We start from the raw sequence: 20,513 nt of genomic DNA, 5'->3' as shown, positions 1-20,513 counted from the left end.
CCTCAATGCGCCACAGCTTCGGCCGCGAACAGGAGATCGTGGATCTCCTTCTCCAGCCGGCCGGCGCTGCCGTCTCCATTCGAGACCTTGTCGACGTCGACCACCTCGGCCTTGACCCGGCCGGGATGCGGCGACAGCAGCAGGATGCGGTTGCCGATGCGGATCGCTTCCGCGATCGAATGCGTCACGAACAGCACCGTGAATTTGGTCTCGCTCCAGAGCTGAAGCAGCTCGTCCTGGCAGGTGCGCCGTGTCAGCGCGTCGAGCGCGGCGAACGGCTCGTCCATCAGCAGGATATCGGGCTCCATCGCCATGCCGCGCGCAATCGCGACGCGCTGCTTCATGCCGCCGGACAGCGTGTGCGGATAGGCGTCGACGACGCGGGTGAGGCCGACCTTCTCGATATAGGCCCGTGCGCGGGCCTCGGCGTCCTTGCGCGACAGCTTTCGCGCGGTCAGCAGCGGGAACATCACGTTGGCAAGCACGCTCTTCCAGGGCAGCAGCTGGTCGAACTCCTGAAAGATCATCATGCGGTCCGCGCCCGGACCATGAATCTCGCGATCGTTGATGGTCATGCGGCCCTCGCTCGGCGTCATATAGCCGCCGACGGCCTTGAGCAGGGTCGACTTACCGCAGCCGGACGGCCCGAGCAGCACGAAGCGGTCGGACCTGTCGACCGTGAAGCTGACCCTTTCGGTGGCGGTAACGACGGCGCTGGAGGTCTTGTAGCGCAGCGTCACCCCGTTGACGTCGAGCAGCGCCATCAGTTGCCTTTCAGGTCGTGCGCGACGGGGAGGTAATAGTCGGTCCAGGCCTTGGGCTGCATCTTCAGTGTGCCGGTCTTGAACAGATGGGCTGCGAATTTCATCGTGCCCTGCGGCTCGAGATTCCATTCCATCATGCCGGGCTCCTTGAGGAGATCGAGCAGCTCTTCCACCGAGGTCTTGTCGCCGGTGATCTCCTTGTAGATCTCGACCGCCTGCTTGGTGTCGCTGCGGATCAGATCCTGCGCTTCCTTGGTGGCATCGCGCACCGCCTGGATGATCTTCGGATTGGCGTCGGCGAATTTCGTCGTGGTGAAGAACTGGGCCTGGCTCAGCGGGCCGCCCATTACGTCCGGCGAGTTCAGCACGACATGCGCGCCCGGCACGTTCTTCAGCTCGAGGAAGGTGAAAGGCGGGATCGAGAAGTGGGTGTGGACCTCGTGCTTCGAATTGGACAGCGCCGCATAGGCGTCGGGATGGCCAAGCTGCACGGTGTTGGCGTCCAGCTTCGACCATTGGTCGGCACCGAAGGCCTCGGCGGCCGCGATCTGAAGCACGATCGCCTGGGTCGAGACTTTTACGGTCGGCACCGCGATCTTGTCGCTCGGACCAAGATCCTTGATCGACTTGATGTTGGCATCGCGGCTGATCAGCGTCATCGGCTGCGCCGAGGTCGCGACGATGCCCTTCACGCCGCCGCGGGTGCGGTCCCACAGCAACAGAAGATTGCCGGTGCCGGTGTTGAGGATGTCGACGCCGCCGGCGAGCAGCGCATCGGTCTGCGCGCCGCCGCCGGAAAAGGTCACCCATTTGGTGGTGACGCCGGGTACGCCGAGCGAAGCTGCGTGCTTCTCGATCAGCTTCTGCTTTTCCATGATGTGGCTCGGCATGTAGAAAATGCCGGGCTGGCGCGACAGCGAGATCTCGGATTTCTGCTGCGCATGCGCCGCGGATACCGGCAGGACGGTTGCGGCGATCAGGGCGGCAGCCGCAAGCTTGCTACGAAGATGCTTGATCATTGTTGTGTGTTTCCTCCGGCCAGCGTCGAGCTGCGTTGACCCTGCTGATGCACTAATATATTAGTGCATCAAAGGCAAGCCCGCGGGACCCGACATGGAAGCAACCCATACCGCGCTGCGCGCGGCACGACCCGCCCGGCTCGATCGCGCCCGCCAGGCCGCGCCGCAGGTGTTCGAGCGGCTGCGCAATGCGATCATCGCCCTGGAACTGCCGCCGGGCGCCCCCCTGTCACGCGCCGAGCTCGCCGGCCAGTTCGGCGTCAGCTCGACACCGGTGCGCGATGCGCTGATGCGGCTGGAGGAGGAAGGGCTCGTCGACGTATTTCCGCAGCACGCGACCGTGGTCAGCCGAGTCGACGTCGGCCGCGCCGAGCAGGCCCATTTCCTGCGCCAGGCGCTGGAGCTCGAAATCGTCCGGATGCTCGCGGAACAACATGACCAGGCCCTGGTCATCCGTCTTGACCACGCGATCGCGCTCCAGCAGCAATTCGCCAAGGCCGGGGACTTCGAGAGCTTCATCGCCGCCGACAATGATTTTCACGCCCAGCTCTACGCCGCCGCCGGAAAGCAAGACCTGTGGACGCTGGTGCGCAGCCGCAGCGGGCATATCGACCGGCTGCGCCGGCTGCATCTGCCCTCGCCCGGCAAGGCCCAGAACATCGTCCGCCACCACAAGCTGATCACGCGCGCGATCGAGGCCGGAGAGGCCGATGCCGCGCAACAGCATCTGCGCAAGCACCTGTCGGGCACGCTCAGCGAGCTCGACAAGATCCGGAGCCACCATCCCGAATACCTGACCGATTAGGCCCGCGACACGATCCGGGCGTGCGTCAGGGACCGCATGTGCACGTAAGCATGCATATGACCGACCTCGCCGAAATCGCGCGAGGCGGACAAGGTGTCGGCCGCGAAGTGCTTGCAGGCCGGACGGAAACCGCGCAACAATTTCGCATTTGATGCTTTGATTTGGGGTCGCTGGAACGTCCCATCCGGCCCGGAGGGTTTCAGACGTGGCCAACATCCTGATTGTGGATGACGACCCGGCCGTGCAGATCACGATCCGGCTGATCCTGGAGAGGGCCGGCCATCACGTCACCGCCGCCGGCGACGGCCACACGGGGCTTGCGCTGTTCGAGGCGAGCCGGTTCGACCTCCTGTTCCTCGACATATTCATGCCCGGCATGGACGGACTGGAGACGATGCGCCACATCCGGGTGCTGCAGCCGACCCTTCCGATCATCGTCATTTCCGGCCGCGCCGTCGCGCCAGACGCCTATGCCGAGCCGGACTTTCTGAAGATGGCGACCAAGCTCGGCGCGGTCGCAAGTCTGCAGAAGCCGTTCCGGCCGGACGCCCTGCTCGCCGCTGTCGACGGCTGCCTCACATCCGCGCCGCTAGCCAATGCCGCCTCCGGCAGCCGATGACGGGGCGATCCATGTTGCAGCGTAGCAGGACATTCGGGACCGCTCGCGACGCAGCGCGAAGGCCGAAATGACCCTCGCGACCCGGCTGGCCATCGCAATGATCCTGCTGGTCGCGGCTGCGGTCGCCGCTGTCGGATGGCTGAGCCATTACAGCCTGGAGCAAGCCTTCCTGCCGCGCGTGCTCGACCGTATCGAGGGCCACTCACGGCTCCTGGCCTCGCAACTCGAAGCGCATGTGAACGGCGCCCGCGCCGACGTTGCGACGTTCCGCTCCCGTGCCGCCGCGCGCGGCATGATCGATGCCCATTTCAACGACGGGGTCGATCCGGTCGATCACCTCTCGGAGAAGACCTGGCGCGACCGCTTGCTGACGCGCCTCGTGGCCGACGTCGGCGCCAACCCGGCCTACGCAAAATTCCGTATCATCGGTGCCGACGGCGTCGAGTATCTGCGCGTCGACCGCTCCGGCCCGAACGGAGCGGTGCGAGCAGTTCCCGACGATGCCTTGCAGAACAAGGGCGAGCGCTCCTTCTTCCAGGCGGCGATCAAGCTGGCAGAAGACCAGGTCAGCGTCTCCCCGGTCGAACTGGACGTCGACGACGGCGTGGTTCAGATGCCCTATGTTCCGACCTTGCGCGTCGCGGCGCCCCTGTTTGGGTCCGATCACCGGCTGTTCGGCATCGTCGTCGTCAATGTCGACATGCGCCAGGTGTTCGACCGGATCAGGATATCGATCCGGAACGGTGAAGCGGTCTATGTGGTCGGCCGCAACGGCGATTATCTCGTGCATCCGGATCGCACCCGCGAGTTCGGTTCGCAACTGGGGACACCAACACGCTGGCAGGACGACTTCCCCTATTTCGCAGCCATCACCGGATCGACGCTGGGTGCGACCCAGGTCGTGCCGGGCAGTGACGGCAAGCCGAGCGGCACCGCGATCGCGCCCGCAATCCTGGCCGAGGACCAGTGGGTCGGTGTCATCCGCGTCGTGCCCAACGCCGTCTTCATGGCGCCGGCCGTCACCATCGAGAAATCGACCATCACGATCGGCCTCATCGCGGTGCTGGTCGCCGCCATACTGGCCGTGCTGCTGGCGCGGTCGTTGACCCGGCCGATCGGGCAGCTCACTGCGGCGGTCGAGTGGCTCGGTCGGGACAATTCCATCAGAATTCCAACCGACGCCCCCGGCGAGACCGGTGTGCTGGCGCGGGCATTTGCCCGTCTGATCGATGAAATGCGGGCGAAGACGGCAGCGCTGGAGCATGAGGTCGAAGAGCGGCGGCGCACCGAGGCCGCGCGCGACCAGCTTGCCGTCCGCGAACGCCTGTTCAGCGCGGCCGTCGAATCCTCCGACGATTCGATCGTGATGCAGACGCTCGACGGCATCGTCATCGGCTGGAATGCGGCGGCCGAGCGCCTCTACGGCTATACGGCCGAGGAAGCGGTCGGACAGCCGACCTTGATCCTCCTGCCACCCGATCGCCGCGAAGAGGGCAAGGACTATCTGCGGCGGATTGCGACGGGCGAGCGGATCGAGCACTTCGAAACGGTGCGCCTGCGCAAAGACGGCAGTCCGGTCGAAATCTCGGTGAGCCTGTCACCGATCAGGGACGATTCGGGCGAGATCATCGGCGCGTCCGGCACGGCGCGCCGCCTGACCGATGCGCGACGGACCGAGCGCGCGCTGCAACAGCAGATCGAGGAACGGCGGCAGCTGTTCGACGCCTCGGAAGATCTGATCATGATCATGGATTCGCGGGGCCATATCGTGCAGGTCAGCCCGAGCAGCCAAGCCGTGCTCGGCTACCCGCCGGACGAGATGATCGGCCGCAGCGGCGTCGATTTCATCCATCCCGCGCATCTCGAGCAATCCCGCGAGGAGATGCGCGCGCTGCGGCGCGGCGGGCACCCCAGGCTCGCCGACACCCGCTGCATCCACAAGGACGGACGCGAGGTCTGGCTGTCCTGGCTCGGCAACTGGTCAGATCAGGCCAAACGCTTCTTCTTCGTCGGACGCGACATGACCGAGGCGCGGCGCGCGGAAGAGTCCTTGCGCGAAAGCGAGCTGCTCGCGCGCAATATCGTTGAGACCGCGCTCGACGCCTTCGTCCAGACCGACGAGCGCAGCACCATCCTGAACTGGAGCTCGCGGGCCGAGGAGCTGTTCGGCTGGCGGCGCGACGAAGCGCTGGGCAGGAATGGGGTCGACCTCATCGTCGCCGAGAGCGAGCGGGAGCGGGTCAAGGCCGGCCTCGCGCGCTTCCTCGAGTCCCAGGACGGCCAGACGCTCAACCGCCGCCGCGAGCTCACGGTTCGCCGTCGCGACGGCAAAGAATTCAGGGCCGAGCTGAGCGTCACGGCGCTGAAACGCCGCGAAGGCATTCTGTTCAACGTGTTCTACCGCGACCTCACCGACAAGATCGCGTCCGAGGAGCGCATCCGCCACGCCGACAAGATGGAGGCTGTCGGCCAGCTCACCGGCGGCGTGGCGCACGACTTCAACAACATCCTCACCGTCATCACCGGGACGATCGAGATCCTGGCCGACGCGGTGGCGAAGGAGCCGGAGCTTGCGGCGATCACGAAGATGATCGACGAGGCCGCCGGGCGCGGCGCCGAGCTGACCCAGCACCTGCTCGCCTTCGCGCGCAAGCAGCCGCTGCAGCCACGCGAGGTCGACATCAACGCGCTGATCATCGACACCGCAAAGCTGTTACGCCCGACGCTGGGCGAGCAGATCCAGATCGAATCGGTGTTCGAGGACGAGAGCTGCGTCGCGATCGTCGACCCCAACCAGCTCACCACCGCGATCCTCAACCTCGCGCTCAATGCCCGTGACGCCATGCCCGGCGGCGGCAAGCTGATCGTGGAGACCGGCGCCGCCTATCTCGACGAGGTCTATGCCAGCGTCAACGACGTCAGGCCCGGACACTATGTGCTGATCGCCGTGAGCGACACCGGCACCGGCATTCCTGCGCACATGCTGGCCCGGGTGTTCGATCCGTTCTTCACCTCGAAGGGACCGGGCAAGGGCACCGGGCTCGGGCTTTCGATGGTCTACGGCTTCATCAAGCAGTCCACGGGCCACATCAAGATCTACAGCGAGGAAGGCCACGGTACCACGATCAAGATGTATCTGCCGCCCGGCAAGACGGCCGCGGCCGTGGGCGAAGGCGTGACGCCGTCGACGATCGAGGGCGGACACGAGACGATCCTCGTGGTCGAGGACGACCGGCTGGTGCGCGACTACGTGCTGGCGCAGCTGCATTCGCTCGGCTACGTCACCTTGCAGGCCGCGAACGCCGCGGAGGCGCTCGCGATCGTCGCCACCGGCAAGCCGTTCGACCTGCTGTTCACCGACGTCATCATGCCCGGCAAGTTGAACGGACGGCAGCTTGCCGACGAGGTGTCGAAGACGCGTCCGGACCTCAGGGTGGTCTACACCTCAGGCTATACGGAGAACGCGATCATCCATCACGGCCGGCTGGATTTAGGCGTGCTGCTGCTGGCGAAGCCGTATCGCAAATCCGATCTGGCGCGGATCATCCGCAAGGCGCTGAGCAGTTGAGGAACCGTGTCCCGGACAAGGCGCAGCGTGCAACGCTGCGGCGCAGAGCCGGGACCCAGAACTGTCAGCCGTGAAATTGGAGAGATATGGGCCCCGGCTCAGCAGCGCATCATTGCATGACGCGCTGCGTCCGGAGCACGAGAGGATGGCGAGCGTTACGATGCGCGCTGGGCCGCAGTCATCACGATGCGGATCAGATCGGCGGCGTTGCGCGCCCCGAGCTTCTTCATGATGTTGGCGCGATGGTCCTCGATGGTGCGCGGGCTGATGCCGAGCGTGCGGCCGGCTTCCTTGTTGGACGCACCGGAAGCGAACTGCTCGAGCACCTCGCGTTCGCGCCGCGTCAACGGCTCGCGTCCGGGGAAGTGCAGCGAAGAGAATTTCGGCGATACGCTCTCTGCCTGCCTGCGTGCATAGGCTCCGATCGCCTCGTCCAGCCGGCCGACGATCTCGCTACCGCGGAACGGCTTTTCGATGAAATCGAGCGCGCCGCTCTTGATGGCGCCCACCGCCATCGAGATGTCGCCCTGCCCGGAGATCATGAAGATCGGCGCCGGATAATCTTCGCCCTGCAGTTCGTTCAGAATGTCGAGGCCCGACTTTCCGGGAATGTGCACGTCGAGCAGGATCGCAGCCGGCGTACGGTTCCGCGCGACGGAGAGCAGCGCTGCGCCGTCCGCAAAACAGATCACCTCATAACCCGCCGCCTTCAACACCATCGACAAGGTGTCGCGAACCGCAGGGTCGTCGTCGACCACGAAGATTTCACCACGAGAGGTTTGCTCGGCCATGTGCCACATCCAGTTGGCATTACGGACTCGCGTCCGCGCCAACCGTTATGGCGTTCGGCGCGGATTCGGCCCACCCGTATTTGTACGGGACATAGACTTAACGCACAAGTAGCGGCATTGCGCCTAATTGCAGGAGACGGAGAATATCCATGCTAAATTTGGCCGATACGCCGCCGCTGGTCGCGACATCCGAGGCCGACAGCCAACGATTGATCGCCGCAGACCTTCGCTTGCTGATCGCACAGATCGAGACCAGTATGCGCCGGATCGCCGCAGCCATGGATCAAGAACACAGCAACGATCCGGAAGGTTCCGCCGACGTCTTCATACTTGACGACGTCACGCCGCGTTATGCCACCGCGAACGCCGCTCTCAACGCCTGCCGGGCAGGCCTCGGCCACGCCCTGCAATACCTGTCTGAATCCGGCAATCCGGCTTGAATTGCGACCGACGCGGCGCAGTGCCCGCGTCCGATCGCATGGCAGCTCCGCGCCTCAGGCGCGGTGCCGTTCCACGATCGCGTCGGTGGCGACGCCACCCCAGGTGTGGATCGCCGGCAGCCCCATTGCGGTCTTGCCGAGATTGGCGAGGCTGATGCGCAGCGCCGCGAGATCGAGCGGCTTCGGCAGGCCCTGGAGCTGAATCCCGACGGAACGGGCGAAGCTGCGGGCGGCGCTGCGGCGCTTGCCGTCCATACCGCTGATGACGATCACATGGCCTGCGAATTTCGCCGCCGCCATCTCGCGCAGCACGTCGATGCCGTCGCCATCCTCCAGCACGAGATCGAGCGTCACGCAGTCGAAGCGGGCGGCGCGGAGCTTCTCGATCGCCTCGGCGACGGACGGCGCCACCGTGACTTCATGGCCGGCCTGCTTTGCGGCGACCGTGATCAGGCTGCGCTGCGTGGCGTCGTCGTCGACCACCAGGAGCTGAAGCGCACGCCGCTCGGCGACGTCGGGCAGATTTGACGGGATGGGGGAGAGGGAACTTCGGGGCATTGCCGTATCCTGAGATTGAGACGGGCAATTGCTACACGGCTCGCGCTTAGGCCACGTAAAGCCGGTGCGGCGAATTCGTCCGGATGTTTTAGCAAGTATGAACCAACGTCTCGGAAAGCGGCGACGGGGCGCGCGGGACGAGGCCTATTTGGCGATCACGCTGCCTCGTCACGGCCGCCGGCGGCGCCGCGCTTCTTGCGGTTCTTGCCGCGCAGGAACTGGATGTCCATTTCGGCGCCGTTGACGCGCACCAGCTCGCAACGGCGATAGGCGAGCCCGGTCGACGACAGCAGCAGGAAGAATTCCTTCAGGTTCAATCCCTGGATCGAGCCGTCCACCGTGAGGATGGCGTCGGTGTCGGAAATCGCATTGAGCTTGCAGTCGCGCCGCCACGTGCCATCGATCGCCATGATGCAGACATCATAGCCACGACTGAACGTGACGCGCTCCGCGCCCTTGCCATCCTCTGCCATGCCTATCGTCCTGCCAACACCGCCATGCGCGGCGGCGCGGCGCCGGCGAGAGCCGGTTTGGTTGCCGCTGCACGCGGATCGTTCGGCTTGTAGAGGCCGCGACGATCCGGGATCGGCCTGAACGTGTCGGTCAGTCCGACCACGGTTTCGGCTGCACCCAGCACCAGGAAGCCGTCTCCCTCGATCTGGCGGGCGAGGCGGTTGAAGATGTTGATCTTGGTGTCCTGGTCGAAATAGATCAGCACGTTGCGGCAGAAGATGACGTCGAAGGTGCCGAGCTGGGCAAAATCATGCAGCAGGTTGAGCTGCCGGTGCTGGATCATCGCGCGCAGCTCGGGATTGATCTGCCACGTCTCCCCGGTCTGCTTGAAATATTTCATCAGCATCTGGATCGGCAGGCCGCGCTGCACCTCGAACTGGCTGTAGATGCCGGCCTTGGCCTTCTCGAGCACCTCCTGCGACAGGTCGGTCGCGATGATCTCGACGCGCCAGCCGGTCAGGGCCGCGCCCATCTCCTTCAGGCACATCGCGAGCGAATAGGGCTCCTGCCCGGTCGAGCCGGCGGCGCACCAGATGCGCACGCTCCGTCGGCCGGCGCGCGCCTTGATGACCTCAGGCATGATGGTGTCGCGGAAATGATCGAACGGGACCTTGTCGCGGAAGAAGAAGGTCTCGTTGGTGGTCATGGCTTCGACCACGCTGGTGACGAGCGCGCTCGAGCCGCCCTGCAGCTTCTGCACGAGCTCGCCGATCCCGGAGAGCCCGGCCTTGCGGGCGAGCGGCAACAACCGGCTTTCGATCAGATATTGCTTGTCTGCGGACAGGTCGAGTCCGGAATGATCCCTCAGGAACTTACGCAGATACTCATACTCGGTCGGGGTCACGGATAGCCTCTCGGAAGCTGTACTGGGGACACTCTGGCTGAAACGCTCGGGCCAGATACTCAGACCATGGCTTGTCCGACCGGGATCAAGCCGACTTCAGCGAATTTGTCGGCGATGATGTCTTTATCGAAGGGCTTCATAATGTACTCGTTGGCGCCGCCGCTGAGCGCCTGGGCGATATGAGCCACGTTGTTCTCGGTGGTGCAGAACACCACCTTCGGCTGGTCGCCGCCGGGCAGGCGGCGCATGTGGCCCATGAACTCGAAGCCGTCCATCACGGGCATGTTCCAGTCGAGCAGCACCGCATCGGGCAGCTGCCGCTGGCAGATCTCCAGCGCCTTCGAGCCGTCCTCGGCCTCGGTGACTTCGAATTCCAGGCCTTCCAGGATCCGGCGCGCGATCTTTCGCACGACGCTGGAATCATCGACCACCAAACATGTCTTCATTTTGGTTCTCCGGCTTCGATGTTTCGGTTAGCTCAGGCAGCCATTTGTACTTCGGTTTTAAGCTCGAGGACGCGATCGACGTCGAGGACGACCATGAGCTGCCCGTCGAGGCGGTGGACGCCGCCGGCGAGCTTGGCCATGCGGGGATCGAGGTTGACGGGGTTTTCTTCCTTGTTGTCCTCGGCGAGCCGCAGCACCTCGCCGATCTGGTCGATCAGGAGGCCGTAGGATTCACCGCGCAGGTCGACGCCGACCGCCATCGGGGTCTTGCCGTCCTCGGGCTTGGGCAGGCCGAGCCGGGCACGCATGTCGACCACGGTGACGATGCGGCCGCGCAGGTTCAGCACGCCCGCGATCTCGCGCGAGGACAAGGGAACGCGGGTGACGCGCTCGGGCATGAACACGTCCTGCACGCGGGAGATCGGCAGGCCGAACAGCTGGCCGCCGATCATCGCGGTGACGTATTCGACCATGGCGCCTTCGCCGATCTGCGTCTTCTTGTTGCTCATAGCGGTATCTCCTGATCCCCAGTGCCGTTACGCCGCTGCCCGGCTCAGCTCGGAGGCGCCGGCGGCGCCCGCGGTCTGTTCCTTCAGCGCCGCGATCAGACCGGGACGGTCGAACTTGGCGACATAGTCGTGGAAGCCGGCCTGACGGCCGCGCTCGATCGCCGCCGGCGACACCAGCGCGGACAGGCCGATGATCGGCATCGCGCCCAGATTGGTGTCGGAGCGGATCACTTCGGCGAACTCGAACCCGTTCATGTCGGGCATCTCGATGTCGGTCAGGACCACGTCGAAGCTCTGCGCACGCAGCGCAGCCAGGCCCTCCTGCGCAGTCGGCGCGGTGCGGACGCGGTAGCCGGCCGCCTTCAGCACGGGTGCCAGCATGTTGCGGAAGAAGGCCGAGTCGTCGACCAGCAGCACCGACTGCGAGTGCTGCGACGGCTTCATCTCCTTGCGGGTGAACCAGTCGGCGAACGCCATCGGCAGGAAGTGGCCGACGTCGATCACCTCGGTGGCCTGGCCCTTGATCACGGCCGAACCGAGAATGCCGGAGGCGGAGCCGCCGACCTCGATGTTGAGCCGTTCCTCGACGATGTCGATGATCTCGTCGACGACGAGGCCCATGGAGCGGCCGTCATCCGCAAACACCAGAATCGGCTGGGCGCCCTGGCTCGCAATGGTGACGCTCTCCATGGCGACCAGCGGCATCAGCTGCTCGCGGTACTGCACCATGTAGCGGCCGTTGCTGAACTCGATCTTGTCGGCCGGGAGCTCTTCCAGGCGGGTGACGAGCCCGAGCGGGACCGCCTTGGGCTGGCTGGAGCCGGCGCGGAACACCAGCAGCGAGGTGGTCTGCTCGCCACTTCCGATGTGATGGGCGCCGTTCTCGTCGCCCATGTCATGGGCCGAGGAGCCGGCGGCGCCGAGCGCCTTGGCAATGCCGTTGGGATCGATGATCATGATAACAGCGCCATCGCCCAGAATGGTGTTGCCGGAGAACATGTCGATGTGACGCAGCTTCGTCGACATCGGCTTCACCACGATCTCTTCGGTGTGGAACACGCCGTCGACCACGATGCCGAAGGTCTGGCTGCCGACCTGGGTCACCACGATAAAACCGTTCTCGGGATCGCTGGCCGCGCCGTCGTCGATCTTGAGCAGCTTCTTGAGGTGGATCAGCGGCAAGAGCTTGTTGCGCAACCTGAGCACCGCGGTGTCCTTGATGCGCTCGATGCGGTGCTCGCTGTTGGCGCGGGCACGGACAAGCTCGACGACCGAGAGCTGCGGGATTGCAAAACGGTCGCCGGCGGCCTCGACGATCAGCGCCGAGACGATGGCCAAGGTCAGCGGGATCTTGATGGTGACGGAGGAACCCTCGTCGGCCACCGACTTGATGTCGATGGTGCCGCCGATCTGGTCGATATTGGTGCGCACCACGTCCATGCCGACGCCGCGGCCGGAGACCGAGGTGATCGCAGCTGCGGTCGAGAAGCCCGGCGCGAAGATGAACTTGTGGATCTGGGCTTCGCTCATCTTCTCGAGCTCGGCCTCGGTGACGAGACCGGAGGAGATCGCCTTGGCCTTGATCCTCTCGGTGTTGAGGCCGCGGCCGTTGTCGGCGATGCAGATGATGATGTGGCCGCCCTCGTGATAGGCGGACAGGCGGATGGTGCCCTGCTCGCCCTTGCCGGACGCGAGCCGCTCGGCGGGGGTCTCCAGGCCGTGGTCGGCGGAGTTGCGCACCATGTGGGTGAGCGGGTCCTTGATCAGGTCGAGCACCTGGCGGTCGAGCTCGGTGTCGGCGCCGTGCATCTCCAGCTCGATCTGCTTGCCGAGTTCGCTCGAGAGATCGCGGACGATGCGGGGCAGCTTCTGCCAGGCATTGCCGATCGGCTGCATGCGCGTCTTCATGACGCCTTCCTGCAGCTCGGCGGTGACGTTGGACAGGCGCTGCAACGGCACCTTGAACTCGGTGTCCTCGTTGCGGCGGGAGATCTCCAGCAGCTGGTTGCGGGTCAGGACCAGCTCGGAGACCATGGTCATCAGATGCTCCAGCGTATCCACGTTGACGCGGATCGACTGGTTGGCGATGCTGGCGCCTTCGCCTGCATTCTCGTCGGCCGTCGACTTCTTCGGCGCGGCCTTTTCCTTGGCGGGCTTCGCAGCTTCCTTGGCGGCGAGCGCCGGAGCTTCAGCAGCCGGCGCGGGCTCGGCCTTGGCGACAGGAGCCGGCGCTTCGATCGCGGTCTCGCGGAAGGCGCGCTCGAGCTCGTCGAGCGAGACTTCGCCCGGACGTAAGGGGCGCTCCAGGGTCTGGTCGATCAGCGTGCCCTCGGTCATTTCTTTTTCTTTCGACGGTGCAACCTTTGCTTCGACGGGAGTGGGAGCTTCCGGGACGAGCGGCGGTGCATCAGCAACAGCACCTGCGGCCATCGCGGCCATGCCCTGCTCGACCATCGCTTCCAGCTTGTCGATGAGATCGCGGTCGTTGCCTTCGGGCTCGGCTTCGGTCGCCTCGAGGCCGGCGAGGATCTCCTTGATGCGGTCGATCGAGGACAGGATCACCGTCACCGCGCCGGCCGTCACCGGCATGCCGTCGCGGAATTTGCTCATCAGGGTCTCGCCGGCATGCGCCAGCGCTTCAAGCCGCGGCAGTCCGAGGAAGCCGCACGTGCCCTTGATGGTGTGGACCAGGCGGAAGATGTTATCCAGGATCTTGGCGTTATTCGGCTCCTGCTCGAACTTCACCAACTGATTGTCGACGGTGTCCAGGCTCTCGCTGGTCTCCGTCAAAAACTCCCGCAACAGATCATCCATGAGCTACGCCTTACTGAGCCGGACTTCGACGCCTGGGCCGCACCTGGAGTTCGGCGGAGGTCCGCGCCTGGATCGTTAGACAACCCCTTTCACGGTCCCGTTAATTTCAGCCTCCGTGCTAATACGGATATTGAAGACAAGTTTGCGCTTCGAGGCCTGCGATAGCGTCTTGCGACAAAAGCGGCGCCGCATCTCACGCGACAGACGCGATAGGTAAACGCTCCGATAACAACACTGCGACGTATGCGAAAAATCCTGCTCGCGAAGGACGATATGCACGGGCCGCGCGAATTGAATCAAATCACGCGCAATCAGAATCGCTCACACCGCCGCCCGCTGCTCGCCTGCTCAATCCGCAACAGCTGCGCTTGCGGTAAACGGACGCTTATTTCGCGGCCGCCGCGATTGCTACCGCGCTAACCCAATTGCGGAGACAGCACGATGCTCCGCGAGACAATCCTCGATGGCCGCGAATAGCGCATCCGGTCTAAACGGCTTGCGAAGGCAACGCGCAGCGCCGAGCTCCGGCGCCATCCGGAGGAAGTCGGGTGCGGGCGCGTTCAAATTTGCGAAGGCGTAGCCGGACATCGCAATCAGCGGAATGGCCGGCGCGTGCTCGTGGAAGATCCGGATCGACTCGAACCTCGCGTGTGCGGCATGAAGATGTCGATCATCATCAGATCGACCTGTTCGTTCTCGAGAGCGCGGAGGCGGCTTCTCCTCCGTCGGCAATCGTCACCCGGAAATGATTCCGCTGCAGATAGATCTCGATGGCCATGCACACCATCGGGTCGTCGTCGACGAGAGTATGGTGCAGGTCTGCCGTCCCCGTTTGAGTTTCCCGTTTCGGCGATTCAAACGTCAAACCGTGGGGCACGCCGTTCTCCTCTGGCTGGTCGAAACATTGATGCAAGCGTCAACGGTCCTGTCGGGAAATCAGGGGCAAGGGGTGCGACAGTCGCGGCGTTGCGAAGCCGCGCGGACCAGTCCCGGATGGATAGAAAATGCGCGCTTGAGGGGAAGCCGCAGGTGTCGGTCGGGTCCGATGACGGCGCAGATGCGATCCTAGCGGCTCATGATGGCCCCCTTGCCGCTTTTTCCTGCCGCCCGGCGCAAGACGGACGCCCCTAATTAACGCGCGAATCAGCGTGCGTTTCTCAATTTCCGCCGCAAATGCCGCAGCCTGTCTGCCCCCCAACGGGTATATGGACGGCCACACAACCTTTACAATATGTTTTGGTCGCCGTGCAACTGAATGACGCACAGGGCGCGGCGGCCGATCGTCCTAATGAACGCGCCGGATTGACCTGCATGACCGCGAGCGGCCACCCGTCCAACCAGTTGCTGCAAATGCTCGGCGTGGCGGATTTCGATCTGCTGCGCCCCCATCTCGCGACAGTCGAAATGGTCAGGGAATCTGTCTTGGCCGAGGCAGGCGCCGCGCTGCGACATGTCTACTTCCCGCACGGCGGGTCCGTTTCGATCACGGTGGGTCTCTCCGAGGGACAGATGATCGAGGTCGCGATGCTGGGCCGCGACAGCGCCGTCGGCGCCGGCGCCGCGCTTGCCGACGGCATCGCTCCGACGGATGCCGCTGTGCTCTTCCCCGGGACTGCGTCCGTGCTCGAAATCGCGGCCTTCCGGGCGGTGGCGGCCGCAAGCGCGCAGTTTCGCGGCCTGATGATCCGCCACGAGCAGGCGCTGCTCGCGCATGCGCAGCAATCGGTGCTGTGCAATACGGTGCACCCGGTCGAAGCGCGGCTGGCGCGCTGGCTCCTGCGTGCCCGCGACCTGTCCGACAGCAAGTTCCTTCCGCTGACACAGGAGACGCTGGCGCAGATGATGGGCGTACGGCGCAACGCGATTTCCCTCGTCGCAAATGCGCTCCAGCGCGCCGGCATCATTCACTACACCCGCGGCCAGATCGAGATCGTCGACGAGCGCGCATTGGAGACGAGGTCCTGCGACTGCTATGCGGCGGTGAAGGGCTGCCACGCCCGCCTGCTGGGAGCCCCGCGATGAAGATAGCCCGGCGCAACCGGCCTGCTGCATGCCGGTGTGCACACAGTGCAGCGGGGGCGCCATCGCAACCGGACATCTTGTCCCAATTGCCAATATATCCCGACGAGAACATGATCAAACTTATCCGTACAGCGAGCAGCCCATTCGCTTCGAGTTCGGGGGCTGACGAGACGGAGGCAGTCTTGGAAACGATGGCGCGCCCATCCAACGGTTTCCTGTCCGCACTGTCGGCGGAGGATTACGAATTGATCCGCCCGCATTTGCGCATGATCGATCTGCCGCACGAAGCGATCCTGGTGGAGACCGGCGAGACGCTCAAGCGCGCCTACTTTCCCCACCGCGGCGTCATCTCGCTGGTGGTGAAACTCGCCAAGGGCGAGCATGTGCAGGTCGCCATGGTCGGCCGCGACAGCCTGCTCGGAACGCTCTCGACCATGGGCGATGCCTGCGCGCTGAACACGGCAATCGTGCTGGTCCCCGGTGCCGCCTCCGTGATGGACCTCGACCGGCTGCGCGACGCGGCCGACCAGAGCAGCACCTTGCGGACGCTGCTCACCCGTCACGGGCTGGCCGTCTACGCACAGGTCCAGCAGACCGCGGGCTGCAACGCCGCCCATCCGGTGGAGTCGCGGCTGTCGCGTTGCCTGCTGCACACCCATGACCTGTCGGGCGATTACCGGCTGCTGCTGACCCAGGAGGCGATGGCGCAGATGATCGGGGCGCGCCGCAACAGCGTGTCGCTGGTCGCCAATACGTTGCAGCACGCCAATTTCATCCACTACAGCCGCGGGCACATCCAGATCCTCAACCTGGACGGCCTGCGCCAGACGGCGTGCGAATGCTACGCCACCGTGAAGGCCCAGTACGACCGGCTGCTCGGCCCGCGCTGACCGGCGCCTTGGTAAACCGGCGGCTAACGCCGGCCTGCAAACACGGATCGTCCTGCTACCGGAACTGAAATTCGGATGCCCTAGACACGGGGCATGCCTCGCGCCGTACAGGCCGCGCGGCAGACGAACCGTGACCAGGACGGGCCAAAGCCATGTTTGAAGTGACCGCCGCGCCGATGCCAAAAGCGCTCGATGCTGCGCCCGCGCGCGAGCCGGGTGCGTACGAAGCGCTGGTGCGGGAGATCGGCGAGGACGGGGCCTGTGAAGTCCGTGACGTGTTCTGGAGCGAGACCTGCGCGCGTCTGCAGCTGTTCCGCACGCTCTCGCTCGCGCGGCACCTCGCCAGGATCACCCGCGAAGCGCATTCGCTGAAGAGCGCGGCCGGAACGTTCGGCTATGTCAGGCTTGCGGCGCTGGCGCTGCGGCTGGAGCAGACCGCGGAGACGCTTGGCGAGGCCGAATTCCACGGTCTCCTCGACCTGATGGATGCCGCCTACGCCGCCGCGCGCGCGCAGGAGCCGCAGGGCTAGAGCCATTTTCGTTTCGATGAATCGGAGCGGGGCTTGCGCAAACCGTATCCACTTCGCTCGAAAACGCTCTGACGAAAACCGCGCCAGGCCCGCCGTACTTCTACGGTTTGGGATTTTCACAGATGGCTAATCATAGGTGGCGATAGTCGCCGGAAACCAGGAGGGTTTCCATGTTCACCTATGAGACTGCGGATCAGAAAGAGGTCCGTCGCTTCCGCATCGCACAGTTCAACGGCAGGACGGCGACGGTGAAGGCTGGCGAGGCGACGGTGACTGGTTTCGTTCGCTCGGTGCTGGAGCAGGAATCGAGCATGCCGCCGCGCTGGACCATCACGATCATTCCGAGCGCGCCGAAGGAAGAGCCCAAGTCGCTGCGGCCGCCGTCGCGGGTACGCCCTTTCGCCGAGGATTATCTCTGAACCCATCGGGTCCCCAGGCCATTCTCAGGCTTGATCGCCCGCCTGGCGGCGCAGGACAGAACCTCAATCGATCGAATGCAGCAGCGCCGCACGGACGAGGTCCGCGGTGTTGCGCGCGCCGAGCTTGCGCATCGCCTCGGCGCGATGGCTCTCGAACGTGCGCGGGCTGATCTGCATCCGCAGCGCGCCCTGCTTGTTCGAGTAGCCCTCGCTGATCAGCCTCAGCACCTCGCGTTCGCGCTTGGTCAGCCGCTTCTGGCCCGACAGGCCCAGCAACTCGGTGCTCGGCACACGCTGCGCTTGCTGTGCGCGGGCGGCGTTCAATTCGGCGCCCTCGGTCCTGGACTGGATCGGCAGGGCATCCCTATGAGGGCCGGCAAGCTGCTTGACCACGCCGCAAACACGTTCGGTCTGCGCCAGCGCATTCTCCACCACGCGCTGCAAATAGGCCCGATCGGCCGTAACCGGCGCGAGCTGGTCGCTGTGGTGCTTGATCTCGCCCATGTAGAGCAGGAGCGCGGTCAGGGGGCCGTTGAGCTCGCGGGCGATGGCGCTGGCCATCTCGTCGGCGGCCTTGGCGCGGACCGCGTTCAGGCGGGCGAAATCGAGCTCTTCGGTCGGAGCAGAGCTGCTTTCGAACCATTCCGACGGCCGCGAATCGGTGGCCGTATCGTTCTGTGACCCCATGTGACTCGTTTAGCGGAACCGAGGCCGGTCTGTGGTTAACTTTTTGCTCCGTAAGACTACGGTAATTTTGGCAGTTTTGTGCTGAAATACCGGCGCAGGCACAATTTATGCTTGAGTACCCACGCAATCGACCACGCGTAGGTTGAGGTTTCGCCCAAAACTTGAGCAGGCGACGAAATGCCTCCTTAACCAACGCTCCCCAGCGGGCGCCCGCGCCTCCCGGTTTTTACGGATAAATTAACAATGACTTGCTTCTCTTGGTCACGATTGAGAGCGCGCAAATGCCTCCACGCATGAGGCCGGTAGGCCTGCGGGAAACGCTGCGGAAGATTGCGTGCCATGAACGAGATCGATCGGCTGTCCGAGTTCTTGCAGAGGCTGACGCCGCTCTCGCGCAGCTGTCTGCTCAGCGAGCTCGAGCGGCTCGAACTGTGCGGCATCGACATGCCGGGCTCGTCCGACATCCAGGCGAAGTTGCGCGCCGAGTTCCGCAAGGACGGATCGACCCAGGCACGCGCCACCAGTCCCTCGCGCTATTTCTTCGCGCCGCTCGAACTGCTCCTGATCGACGGCGCACCCGAGCATGCCAATGCGGGGCGGATTTCACGTAACACGCTCACGCCGATCTGGGAGTGGATCTGCCGCGACCTGCTGCCGACCATGGCGCGCGACTACATCAAGGCGATCAACGACCAGGTCACCGCCAACAACCCGAAGGAAGTGCTGAAAACCGCGTCGATCTTCCAGACCAAGGTCCTCAAGGTCCTCGAGAACACCCTCGCATCGGCGGAAAGCACCGAGTTCGCACGCGCCAAGCTCACGCAATACACGGCCTCGCGCACCGCCTTCGACGACGTGAGGAAAATGCAGCAGGTGCTGCGCGCCGGCGACGCGCTGCCGAAGTTCAACGAAAAGCTGCCTGAGAAGATCGCGAAATTCGACGACGGCCAGGTTGCCCAGATCACTGCGCAACTCGATGTCTTCAAGAAGTCCCACCCGGACGCGCTGCCCTTTGCGCTGGCGCTGGTGGCGAGGCGGCTGAAGACGTCCTGGGAGCTGGTGCGCCTTGCCACCAGGATCGCCGCGAGCAAGAGCGTGGCCGACGTCGCCGCCACGCCCTATGCCTGCGTCGTTCCCATGGTGCTCGACCGGCTCGACGACAAGCGGCTCGCCCTGCGGGTCGCGCTCAAGCACAACCGCGTGCTGGTCGCCCGCGACCTGCTCGCCGACATCTACGACACCGAATATGCGCTCAAGGTCCGCATCGACGGCATCGAGGGTTGCGAATGGGGTATCCGGCTCCAGCAATTGATGGATGCGATCGCGGCGCTGGTGTCCGCCGAGGTGAGCCGCTTCCCCTCCAATGTCGGCCACATTCTCGGCTCGCGCCGGCTGCGCAGCCACGACACGCTCGGTGGCAAGCTGTCCTATCTGGCCTGGAAGGGACGCGACGCCGTGCAGGACGGCGCGGCGGCGTTTCGCAAATTGATTGGGCAGACCTGATACTGCGGCGCGGCTACTCCGCCCGCGGCAGGCACAGGAAGCGATCGGTAAATCGTCCTGACAGAACGAATCTGAACCACCAATACATCAATCGCCGCGTCGTCATTGCTGTAATCCTCGACAGCCCACCACCGGCTGCGCACAGCAATAGCGCAGGTGCAGCAAGACACATGTGATGTGCTTCACATTTGCGCCGCCGCAGCCGGCCACGTTGTCGCAGAACTGTCACGCGTAAACCATGGAACATGCGCGCATCGCGTGAAAATGAACTCTCCCATCGCTGCCATCGTGTCGATCCTGCGATGCACCGCAAGAGCGACGGGAAGGAGGTTGCGATGAGATCGAACCGGCGGACATCGACGATGGCGGCATTGCACGCGCGCGCCAGCGCCGCGCGAAACGCGAGCGGTTCGTAGCGCGTTGAACGAGCTGAATGCGCAGCTCGACAAGCACGGATTCTACAAGGCGTTTCCCGTCCTGAGTCGCGGTCGCGAGCTGGTACTGCATGACCCGGCACGCCACGGCCACAAGCAATTGAGGCGTCCATTATTCAATTGGGCGAAGTGCGCGCGACCTCGTCCGATTACAGGACAGCGCGCGTGTCCGCAGCCAAGCCGCGTCTTGCAAAAATTGCGCGGGATTGCCGCACGCTCGCGCGCGACGCGCGGGCAGACGTAAAAACTTCTGGAAGAAGATCCAGACAATTTTAGACGTGATGCGGGCTTTAACGTTACCCAGATAATTCAACAATCGACTGAAGCTCTCCATATTT

General features: G+C 64.5%; 19 protein-coding genes and 1 pseudogene. 9 read left to right on the top strand and 11 right to left on the bottom strand.

Annotated elements, in window-relative coordinates; genetic code table 11:
- Positions 1–2: 2 nt before the first annotated feature.
- A complete protein-coding gene (locus tag AB7531_RS02770; RefSeq protein WP_063980471.1) occupies positions 3–764 on the bottom strand; it encodes an ABC transporter ATP-binding protein in 762 nt (253 codons plus the stop codon).
- Positions 764–1,783 carry an ABC transporter substrate-binding protein gene (locus AB7531_RS02765; RefSeq protein WP_063980470.1) on the bottom strand — a complete coding sequence of 340 codons (1,020 nt, stop codon included), beginning with the start codon at positions 1,781–1,783 and terminating at the stop codon, positions 764–766. The genes AB7531_RS02770 and AB7531_RS02765 overlap by 1 nt, the downstream gene beginning before the upstream one ends.
- Before the next feature lie 94 nt (positions 1,784–1,877).
- Between AB7531_RS02765 and AB7531_RS02760 the strand changes: the two genes are divergently transcribed.
- The 3 genes from AB7531_RS02760 (at position 1,878) to AB7531_RS02750 (ending at position 6,775) form a co-directional block, all read left to right on the top strand.
- Positions 1,878–2,588: a GntR family transcriptional regulator gene (locus AB7531_RS02760; protein ID WP_063980469.1), complete on the top strand. Its 711-nt coding sequence runs from the start codon at positions 1,878–1,880 to the stop codon at positions 2,586–2,588.
- A 205-nt stretch (positions 2,589–2,793) separates the two neighbouring features.
- Positions 2,794–3,207 (top strand): response regulator, encoded by a 414-nt coding sequence (locus AB7531_RS02755; RefSeq protein ID WP_063980468.1) that lies wholly within the window; start codon positions 2,794–2,796, stop codon positions 3,205–3,207.
- A 67-nt stretch (positions 3,208–3,274) separates the two neighbouring features.
- Positions 3,275–6,775 (top strand): PAS domain S-box protein, encoded by a 3,501-nt coding sequence (locus AB7531_RS02750; protein WP_063980467.1) that lies wholly within the window; start codon positions 3,275–3,277, stop codon positions 6,773–6,775.
- Between the two features lie 155 nt (positions 6,776–6,930).
- Here AB7531_RS02750 and AB7531_RS02745 read toward each other — a convergent pair whose 3' ends face one another.
- A complete protein-coding gene (locus AB7531_RS02745) occupies positions 6,931–7,566 on the bottom strand; it encodes a response regulator transcription factor (RefSeq protein WP_063980466.1) in 636 nt (211 codons plus the stop codon).
- 149 nt (positions 7,567–7,715) lie between these two features.
- Between AB7531_RS02745 and AB7531_RS02740 the strand changes: the two genes are divergently transcribed.
- Complete coding sequence (locus AB7531_RS02740; protein ID WP_063980465.1) at positions 7,716–8,006, top strand: hypothetical protein; 291 nt, start codon at positions 7,716–7,718, stop codon at positions 8,004–8,006.
- 54 nt (positions 8,007–8,060) lie between these two features.
- Here the strand turns inward: AB7531_RS02740 and AB7531_RS02735 are convergent, their stop codons facing one another.
- The 7 genes and pseudogenes from AB7531_RS02735 to AB7531_RS02705 form a co-directional block, all read right to left on the bottom strand.
- The gene (locus tag AB7531_RS02735) at positions 8,061–8,564 is read right to left on the bottom strand and encodes a response regulator (RefSeq protein WP_063980464.1); all 504 of its coding nucleotides are present in this window, start codon (positions 8,562–8,564) and stop codon (positions 8,061–8,063) included.
- Positions 8,565–8,719: 155 nt separating this feature from the next.
- Complete coding sequence (locus AB7531_RS02730) at positions 8,720–9,037, bottom strand: hypothetical protein (RefSeq protein WP_014490546.1); 318 nt, start codon at positions 9,035–9,037, stop codon at positions 8,720–8,722.
- Positions 9,038–9,039: 2 nt separating this feature from the next.
- A complete protein-coding gene (locus AB7531_RS02725; RefSeq protein WP_071908599.1) occupies positions 9,040–9,921 on the bottom strand; it encodes a CheR family methyltransferase in 882 nt (293 codons plus the stop codon).
- Positions 9,922–9,980: 59 nt separating this feature from the next.
- The gene (locus tag AB7531_RS02720) at positions 9,981–10,367 is read right to left on the bottom strand and encodes a response regulator (RefSeq protein WP_018321619.1); all 387 of its coding nucleotides are present in this window, start codon (positions 10,365–10,367) and stop codon (positions 9,981–9,983) included.
- Between the two features lie 32 nt (positions 10,368–10,399).
- Positions 10,400–10,876 carry a chemotaxis protein CheW gene (locus AB7531_RS02715; RefSeq protein WP_231143772.1) on the bottom strand — a complete coding sequence of 159 codons (477 nt, stop codon included), beginning with the start codon at positions 10,874–10,876 and terminating at the stop codon, positions 10,400–10,402.
- A gap of 27 nt (positions 10,877–10,903) precedes the next feature.
- The gene (locus AB7531_RS02710; RefSeq protein ID WP_441279878.1) at positions 10,904–13,690 is read right to left on the bottom strand and encodes a hybrid sensor histidine kinase/response regulator; all 2,787 of its coding nucleotides are present in this window, start codon (positions 13,688–13,690) and stop codon (positions 10,904–10,906) included.
- Between the two features lie 408 nt (positions 13,691–14,098).
- Positions 14,099–14,567: pseudogene (locus AB7531_RS02705) on the bottom strand (response regulator).
- 434 nt (positions 14,568–15,001) lie between these two features.
- Here AB7531_RS02705 and AB7531_RS02700 point away from each other — a divergent pair.
- From AB7531_RS02700 to AB7531_RS02685, 4 genes are all read left to right on the top strand, one after another.
- Positions 15,002–15,712: a Crp/Fnr family transcriptional regulator gene (locus tag AB7531_RS02700; RefSeq protein ID WP_063980461.1), complete on the top strand. Its 711-nt coding sequence runs from the start codon at positions 15,002–15,004 to the stop codon at positions 15,710–15,712.
- A 191-nt stretch (positions 15,713–15,903) separates the two neighbouring features.
- Complete coding sequence (locus AB7531_RS02695) at positions 15,904–16,602, top strand: Crp/Fnr family transcriptional regulator (protein WP_038943206.1); 699 nt, start codon at positions 15,904–15,906, stop codon at positions 16,600–16,602.
- A gap of 152 nt (positions 16,603–16,754) precedes the next feature.
- Positions 16,755–17,132: an Hpt domain-containing protein gene (locus AB7531_RS02690; protein WP_063980460.1), complete on the top strand. Its 378-nt coding sequence runs from the start codon at positions 16,755–16,757 to the stop codon at positions 17,130–17,132.
- Between the two features lie 170 nt (positions 17,133–17,302).
- Positions 17,303–17,551, top strand: coding sequence for a hypothetical protein (locus AB7531_RS02685; RefSeq protein WP_063980459.1), 249 nt, complete (start codon positions 17,303–17,305; stop codon positions 17,549–17,551).
- Between the two features lie 63 nt (positions 17,552–17,614).
- On the opposite strand, the gene AB7531_RS02680 is transcribed toward AB7531_RS02685, so the two are convergent.
- Positions 17,615–18,238 carry a helix-turn-helix domain-containing protein gene (locus tag AB7531_RS02680; RefSeq protein WP_063980458.1) on the bottom strand — a complete coding sequence of 208 codons (624 nt, stop codon included), beginning with the start codon at positions 18,236–18,238 and terminating at the stop codon, positions 17,615–17,617.
- Between the two features lie 339 nt (positions 18,239–18,577).
- Between AB7531_RS02680 and AB7531_RS02675 the strand changes: the two genes are divergently transcribed.
- Positions 18,578–19,741, top strand: a complete 1,164-nt coding sequence (locus tag AB7531_RS02675) for a hypothetical protein (RefSeq protein ID WP_063980457.1) — start codon at positions 18,578–18,580, stop codon at positions 19,739–19,741.
- Positions 19,742–20,513 lie beyond the last annotated feature (772 nt).

The organism is Bradyrhizobium sp. 63_E2_N1_3 (genome assembly GCF_052076005.1).
GTDB lineage: Bacteria > Pseudomonadota > Alphaproteobacteria > Rhizobiales > Xanthobacteraceae > Bradyrhizobium > Bradyrhizobium barranii.
Note: the sequence above shows the minus strand (reverse complement) of the source record. Positions and strands in the feature narration are given on the sequence as shown.